This window comes from Stieleria sp., from assembly GCF_041595215.1.
GTDB classification, from domain to species: domain Bacteria; phylum Planctomycetota; class Planctomycetia; order Pirellulales; family Pirellulaceae; genus Stieleria; species Stieleria magnilauensis.
In genome coordinates, this window is record NZ_JBFHKV010000375.1 from 1 (window position 1) to 7135 (window position 7135).

5 protein-coding genes are annotated in these 7135 nt (G+C 60.3%); 3 read left to right on the forward strand and 2 right to left on the reverse strand.

Annotated elements, in window-relative coordinates; genetic code table 11:
* Both ABX749_RS15560 and ABX749_RS15565 read left to right on the forward strand, forming a co-directional pair.
* Window positions 1-833 (forward strand): hypothetical protein (locus ABX749_RS15560; protein WP_372896783.1); only part of this gene is annotated, 833 nt, incomplete at its 5' end.
* A 237-nt stretch (window positions 834-1070) separates the two neighbouring features.
* Window positions 1071-2114 (forward strand): AraC family transcriptional regulator, encoded by a 1044-nt coding sequence (locus tag ABX749_RS15565; RefSeq protein ID WP_372896784.1) that lies wholly within the window; start codon window positions 1071-1073, stop codon window positions 2112-2114.
* A 22-nt stretch (window positions 2115-2136) separates the two neighbouring features.
* Here ABX749_RS15565 and ABX749_RS15570 read toward each other — a convergent pair whose 3' ends face one another.
* Together ABX749_RS15570 and ABX749_RS15575 are read right to left on the reverse strand one after the other, a co-directional pair.
* Window positions 2137-2667, reverse strand: coding sequence for a cohesin domain-containing protein (locus ABX749_RS15570; RefSeq protein ID WP_372896785.1), 531 nt, complete (start codon window positions 2665-2667; stop codon window positions 2137-2139).
* Between the two features lie 229 nt (window positions 2668-2896).
* Window positions 2897-4084, reverse strand: a complete 1188-nt coding sequence (locus ABX749_RS15575) for a cohesin domain-containing protein (RefSeq protein ID WP_372896786.1) — start codon at window positions 4082-4084, stop codon at window positions 2897-2899.
* 495 nt (window positions 4085-4579) lie between these two features.
* On the opposite strand from ABX749_RS15575, the gene ABX749_RS15580 reads away from it, so the two are divergent.
* Window positions 4580-7135, forward strand: a 2556-nt coding sequence (locus tag ABX749_RS15580; protein ID WP_372896787.1) for a cadherin domain-containing protein, incomplete at its 3' end; no start/stop codon positions are given.

Below are 7135 nucleotides of genomic sequence, written 5' to 3' on the forward strand. Positions count from 1 at the left end.
CGCCTGATCCCCTGGCTCGAACCGCGAATCGTCAATCGACCGACGCCCCGGCTGATGAACTGCCGCAAGAACCGTCGGACAAAAAACGCAAGACCGGCACGTCGGTCCCATCGACCGACGACGCGTCACCGTCGGACAAACCGCTGACCGATGACGAGGGAGGCATGATCGCGGTACGGAGTCCTGAATTACCCTCCGATCACGCCGACGAACTGGCCAGTTTTGATTTCACCGCCGATCTGGGAATGCAGTTCCTGACCGTCGATTCCGACATGAGCGATGTTCAGCGGACGCCTGCGGTTTCGCCGGCAACCCTTCGATCAACGAACCTGTCGCAATCCGCCGTCACGGCATCGACGCCGCCAAACATTCAATCTGGGCCCCCGCTGGCGGACACCCCGATTCAGCCGCTGGTTGAAAACCCGGTGAAGCCGCTGGTCGAGAATCCGGTGCGGTCGCCCGCCGCCTCCGGCACTGACGATGGTGGCATGATCCGCGTCTACAGCACCGCGCTTCCCACGTTGGGACCAACGGCATTGTCGTCCAAGATTCGAATCGAACTTGCGCCCAGCACGGGGCACTATCGGAACTTTCGAATCGCCGAAACACCGGGGCTGGATTCAGAGCGTGATTCTGAACGCTCGGCCACCTTGGTCAGCCGGTGGACGCAGGGCGATTCGGTCGACAAGAATCGAATCAAACGGAAATCCGTGGGTGTCCGTGGATTTCCCCGTTCTGTCACGAACACGCCCTCGGTGGTCTCGGGAAGTGCCCTGTTGAGTGGCGAAATCGCTGGTCGCAGCGAACCGGCAAACGCCGCGCGTTCGCAGTAGCCTTGACGTGGAATTATCTTCCAGCTGATCCATCTGACACGTGTTTTCCGCTCGATCCTGACGGGTGCGTGATCTTTTCTTAAAAAACTGTGCCCATGCCGTGACACTCGCACCGGGGTTTCCGCCTGGAACCCCATCGGCAGCGTCTTGTTTGGCGTTCCCGCATCAGGTCCCAGCGGTATTGGATTGACATCTCATTTGCGTCTCTCGGTACCCGCAACAGCGGACCCTACGCCAATGAACGGTCGTCTGATGAACCCCTTGGAATCCGATCCGGTCACCGAACTCTTGTCCAAGCTGTACCTGCCCCGCTGGCAGGCCGCATATTGGCATCTGCCGACTCGCTGGGGCCTGGAAGTCCCCGCCGGCGTCGTCAGCATGTACGTCATCACGCGTGGCGGAGGCTGGTTCGTTCCCGGTGGCAACGGTACCAGCGGCACCACTGCAAGTGGCAGCGGCTTGGCAGGCAGCGGCTTGAGCGGCAGGACGTCCGACGTCACGGCTGCTAAACCGATCCGCGTCATCGCCGGTGACCACCTGATTACCACCGATGGCGGTCGACATCAATTGGTGAGGGAACTCGGCAGCGACACCGAACCTGTCGCCGAACGCCTGTCCGATTGCATCTGGCCGATCTTGCCGGGTCCACACGATTCGACCACCGTGCTGTACGGACAATTTGAATTGACGGGGCTGTCGATCAACCCCTTGGCGATCGGATTGCCGCCCCTGATCCACCTCAATCATCGCCGCGACCGTGAATTGAAAACGTGCCTTCCGCTACTGGATCTAACGCACCAGGTGATCCGCGATGCGGCGCCGGGTTGGCAATTGACGGTCCGCAAGCTGTCCGAGCTGATTTTGATTCAAACCATTGCGACCCAGCTGCATCGCAACACGCAGTCAGTCGACGAAGTCGATCAATCGGGATTGCTGCGGGCGATGACCGACACCGTCATCGGTCCGGTGCTGAAGACGATGATCGAAACCCCCGAATCCCCCTGGACCGTCCCCACGATGGCTCAGCGGGCTAGGGTTTCCAAGTCCGCGTTTTCCGACCGATTTCGCAATCTTCTCGGTCGCGCGCCGCTGCAATACTTGACCGAGTTGCGGATGCAAAAAGCGCGTCGTTTGCTACGCGAAACCGACGTCGAAATTTCACACATCGCCACCCAAGTCGGCTACGAGTCTCCGTCATCGTTCAGCAGCGTGTTCAAACGATGGAACGATTGTTCTCCGGCCGAATTTCGACGCTCACGGTCTCTGGTCAAAACCGGATAGCGGCTTGTTCCGATTCAATCGGTCACCAACCCGACATCAACACGTCCACTCGATCGGGACGCAACGGTCCCATCGGCGGATCGATTGCGTGATGGATCGTGTGATGGATTCGACGGGACGAGTGACCGGCGAGTTCCGACAAGGGTTGCGAGACCGGCAGGCGATCGACCGGCGCGGTGACCGACAATGCGGCGGCGCGTTCGTCGAAATGCACGTGACTGACGGTGATCGGTGCCGCGCCGGGTTGGCTCACACAGGCCTCCTCTTGGAATCCAATGCTGATCAGATCTCCGTCGCTCGCCTCAACCGGTTCCGCCGTGAACAAGAACGCGGTGATCGTCCCGGCTTCCTGATCGATGTTGACAGACATGGAAACGTTTCCGTTCCAGAACTTCCCCGGTTCGACGGTCCATTCTTCGGCGCGGACGACGTTGGGGTCGTATTCGATTCGGATTTCCGCGGCGCGGATGTCATCGGCGTTTTCAACGCGGAGCGGCAAACGAAGCTCGCGCGCCGATTCGTCGAACGTTTGCGTCACGGAAACGGTTGCCAACAATCGCCTGAATTCCAACCGCTCCGCGGTAAGCCTGCGTGTCTGAACTGCCATCCTGGTACCACTGATCGAGAAGCGTGTCGCCCCGCCACGGTGCGTCACGATCTGTGCTGTACCGATTACCGGCCCCAGCGAACAAGACCAACCGATGGAAGTTGGCGAAGTGCGCGAGCCATTTGGACGATCGAGCAAGCCGCAATGTCGACGATGCCGCTTCTCCGCTGGCCGCCTACCAAAGCTGCGTCGTCGCGTAGACCTGATCGAGAGCTTCGTCTTCGTCCTGGGTTTTGTTTTCAGGCAACACAGCGCTTATTGCTGCGGGCGATCGGAACGTATCAAGGATCGCCTCGCTGGCGGCGGGAACCATCTCCCCCTCGCCGGCTGAAACACTCAGCAACGATTCGGATGTCGCTGCAGCAGCCGTCGCCGATTCATTCGCCGCGCCCAACGAACTCAGAGACGTTGCGGCGACCGCGGCGGAGGTGATCGTGGGTGCCGTCGCGACGCTTCCGGATTCTGCGTCGTCGTTGATTCGAGCGATTTCGTTGGACCATGCATCCGAACCGATCGGCATCACAAGTGTCGTCAGCAGCCGGCTGTACAAGAATGATGGAAGCAGGCCGAGTTCGGTGAAATTCTGATCCTGCAACGCTTCGCCGGCCGTCAGCGTCGCAGTCAATTCGTTGTCCCCGCCATCCAAGTAGGCGACGGGTTGTTGTTGAGTGATCGTGTACGACCCCGCCGGCAATTCGGTGAACTGATAACTTCCATCGGCTGCCGTCACGGTCTGCTGCTGCGCGCCGGACGTCGTGTTGACCAACGTGATCGTAACACCCGGAATTGCCTCGCCAGCGTCCAAGCTACCGTTGGTATTGGCGTCGGCGAACACGAAACCGGAGATCGTCTCCGAACCGGTTTCGACAATCGTCAGGGTCCCGTCGGTTTCGTCGTCCCCGGCGATGGGTGACGGCGTGACGCTGAGCTGGCCTTCGTTTAAAACGACCGAGGTCAGATCGAGCGCGGTCGACGTCCCCACCGTTGCGTCGCTGTCGACGGTGAACTGCAACTCGACCAGGCTGCCCGCGGTCGCGGCCAATTCGGATGACGACGAGATGAAAATAATAATGGTGCCGGTCGCATCGTCGACATTCACGGTCACCTGGGTGTCATTGCCACTGTCCCAGACCGAGCCGGCGGTGACATCGGCATGTTCCAGATCCAAGAGATCGGTGTCGTAGCTGAGCCGAATCTCGGCACCGCGGACTCCATCGGCGTCATCGATGTTGACGGGAACGGAAACGACCGAGGCCGGCGCCGCCGTCAAATCATCGGCAATGTCGACTGCGGCCAGCAACCGACGGGCCGAGAGACTTTCGATCGCCGGGCGCCGTCGTCTGTTTCTGGAAATCAATTTCATGGGGCTATCAGGCAGGGATTCGGGTAGGTGCTCAGGGACTAGGCGGATTCGCGGGGCGAGGTGTCACAGAGATTTTGGAGAAAACAACGCTCGGTTCTTCCGAAAAGGCACTGGTCACCAACACATCCTAAGTCACCCTCCCTGGCAGCAGGCGGGACGAGCGGAGCCATCGTGCACCAACATCAATTGTGCAAAAAACTTTCTTTGCGGTGTGACATCCCCGCTGACGATTCCGCCTGACAGGCACGGGCAGATCGTCGGTGTCGGCGGATCTGCCCTGTTAGCCGAACGCCGCAAAATGGATTTTTCGACGGCGATTGATCTTCCGCGATGGACTGCCCCACACCGCTTTTTTGCACCGGCATTCCCCGGACAAGGTCACACGTCAATATGCGTCAACACACCAAGGGATTTTTCTCGCGTCTCGCGTCACGCCGCTGGTCCGCCAAGCCTTCCGGAAATCGTTCGCGGAAACAATTCGGGCGAAGAAGTCGATTGGAAACACTTGAATCGCGACGTGTGTTGGCCGCCACGATCGCTTCGTTTAACCCGACGTCCAGCGGGTTTGTGGCGGAACTGAGCGAAGAAATTGACACGTCCGTCATCAACCTTTACGACGCTGAAAACGGGTTGGCCGGTGCCGCCGATGTCACGTTGACCGGAGCGACGACCGGAGACGTGGCGGGGTCGTTGATCATTGACGGCACGTCGCTGACGTTCATCGCCAGCGGCGGACCGCTGGCGGCCGACACCTACACCGTGACGCTGCGCAGTGCGACCGACGGGTTCAAGGATCTGGCCGACGGCGAATTGTTGGACGGCGACGATGATTCGGCGGCAGGCGGAGATTTTGTGGACACGTTTACGGTTTCCAGCGGACCGGCGCTCGTCGTCAGCTTGCCGGACTTCGTGCGCGGCCCGACGCAAGCGATTCAGGTTCCGGCCGCCGGCAGCGGACAGGATCTGCCGCCCGGATTGCCGATTCAATTGAGCGATGCAGACGGCGTCACGTCGCTGACGTTGACGATCCAGTACGATCCCACGTTGCTGGACATCAGTGGCGTTCAATTGGGCAGTGATGCCCCGGCAAACAGTCAAGTCGATGTCAATTTGACCGTCCCCGGCGTCGCCACCATCTCCTTCTTCAGCCTCGCTCCCTTGGCCGCCGGCGCCGCCGATCTGGTCGACATCATCGCCACGGTCCCCGAAGACGCACCCTATGGCACCAGCCAATCGGTCCGCATGACATCGATCGAAGTCAACGCGGGTGCGATGGATGCGGCCGCGGATGACGCCTTGCATGTCGTGGCGTTCCCCGGCGACGTCAATCAGAACCGACGTTACGATGCCGAAGACGCGCGACTGATCGCCCGGGTCGGAGTGGATTTGGATTCAGGGTTCGTGTTCTCCAACCCGACCGGCACCACCGCGTCGACTCGCTTGTTCCCCAACATTGATCCGGTCCTGTTGGGCGACGTGACCGGAGTCGACGGAGTGAGCCCGTTGGATGCCAGCGATGTGCTGCGCCGAGTCGTGGGGCTGTCGACACCGAATATCCCCGACCTTCCCGATGCTCAAGCTCCGACGGGAATCAGTTTGTCGTCCGACAGCATCGATGACTCGTCCGCCGTCGGCACGACCGTGGGAACCTTCACGACGTCCGACCCCGATTCCGGTGACACACACACTTACACACTCGTCAGTGGCACGGGCGACACCGACAACGCGTCCTTCACCATCAACGGCAACGCGCTCGTCACCGCGCAAACCTTCGATGCCTCTGCCCAGGACTCGGTTACGATCCGCGTGCGATCTACCGATTCGACCGGACGTTTCGTCGAACGGGTGCTGACGTTGACCGTCGAGCATGCCAACGCCGCGCCGACGGCGCTGGCGATCAGCAGCACGACGGTTGACGAAAATGTTTCCAGCGGAACAGCCGTCGGAACGTTTACCACCACCGATGCCGACAGTGGTGACACCCACACCTACAGCATCGTCTCCATCGATGGTAGCACCACCGGCACCGCGTTTACCATTTCGGGAAACTCGCTGCTGGTCGCAACGGCGTTGGACTTTGAAACCAAGTCCAGCTACAGCGTCATCGTCCGAAGCACCGATGCGGGTGGATTGTCAGTCGACCAGACGTTTACCATCACCGTTTCGGACGTCAACGAAACACCGACCGCGCTGACCCTTAGCAATTCCACCGTCGGTGCCGACGCCGCGGTCGGCACAACGGTCGGTACACTTTCCACCACCGATGTCGATTCCGGCGAGACGTTCACGTACTCCCTGGTCAGTGGAACCGGAGATGATGACAACGCCTCGTTCTCCATCTCCGGCGACGAATTGCAAACCGCCGCGACGTTAGACTTCAACTCGCAATCCAGCTATAGCGTGCGGGTGCGGACGACCGATGCCGGGGGTGAAACCTTCGAACAGGTCTTGACGATCACGCAAGGTGATTCGGCACCCTCGGAAGTCACACTCAGCAGCGACACGGTTGCCGAAAACAGTGCGACCGCGACCGTGGTGGGTGACCTGCAAACCACCGACTCCAACCCCAATGACACGCACACGTACGCGTTTGTTTCCGGCGACGGTGACGACGACAACGCATCCTTTACGATCTCGGGCGGTCAACTTCTGACCGCGGAATCGTTCGATTTTGAGTCGCAAGATTCCTACACCATCCGCGTCCGCAGCACCGATTCGAGCGGCTTGTCTGTCGAGCAGGTGCTGGTGATTTCCGTCACCAATGTCAACGAATCAGCCACCGCGGTTTCGCTCAGCCATTCCAGCGTCGCCGACGGGCAACCCAGCGGAACCGCCGTGGGAACGCTCACCAGCGATGACCCCGACAGCGGCGACACGTTGACGTACACCCTGGTGTCGGGAACCGGCGACGATGACAACGCGTCCTTCACCATTTCCGGTGACGAGCTGGTGACCGCGTTCGCAGCGGATCAAAGCACCAAGTCCAGTTACTCGATTCGAGTTCAGGTCACCGATGCCGATGGGCTGTCCGTCGAAAACACCTTCACGATC

Excerpts from the sequence above, each read along its gene's own strand:
- ABX749_RS15565 (WP_372896784.1), top strand. The coding sequence starts at position 1,071 with ATGAACGGTCGTCTGATGAACCCCTTGGAATCCGATCCGGTCACCGAA.
- ABX749_RS15575 (WP_372896786.1), bottom strand. The coding sequence starts at position 4,084 with ATGAAATTGATTTCCAGAAACAGACGACGGCGCCCGGCGATCGAAAGT.